The organism is Campylobacter lari, assembly GCF_004357905.1.
Taxonomy (GTDB): domain Bacteria; phylum Campylobacterota; class Campylobacteria; order Campylobacterales; family Campylobacteraceae; genus Campylobacter_D; species Campylobacter_D lari_D.
In genome coordinates, this window is record NZ_SMTT01000031.1 from 1 (window position 1) to 539 (window position 539).

At 29.3% G+C, this 539-nt stretch carries 1 protein-coding gene; it reads left to right on the plus strand.

From position 1 onward, the window contains the following. Positions 1-534: AMP-binding enzyme (locus tag E2O22_RS07820; RefSeq protein ID WP_165955286.1), on the plus strand; the 534-nt coding region annotated here is incomplete at its 5' end. Between the last annotated feature and the right edge of the window lie 5 nt (positions 535-539).

The window sequence follows — 539 nt, forward strand, 5'->3', positions numbered from 1 at the left end:
CCTATAGGAAAAGCTTGTAAAAATACCCAACTTTTAGTATTTGATGAGAATTTAAATTTAATTACTCCAAGTCAAGTGGGAATTAAAGGCGAGCTTTATGTAAGAGGAACTTGTCTTTCTTTAGGCTATTACAACGATAAGGAAAAAACAAAGCAAGCTTTTGTGCAAAATCCTTTGCATGATAATTACCTAGACTTGCTTTATAAAACAGGTGATGTGGTAGCTTATAATGAATTTGGCGAACTTTTATGTTATGGACGGATAGATCATCAAATCAAATATATGGGTCATCGCATAGAACTTGGAGAGATAGAAAGTATTATAAATTCTCATGAGAATGTAAGAAATTGTGCTTGTATTTTTAAAGAAGAAATTATTTGCTTTTATGAAAGTAAGGAAGAGTTAGATTTTAAAAACTTTTTAAAAGACAAACTCCCTGTTTACATGATACCTAAAAAATTTGTTAAAATAGAACAATTTACTTTAAATGCAAATGGGAAGATTGATAGGAAGGTTTTGAGTAAATTTGTTTAAGGATT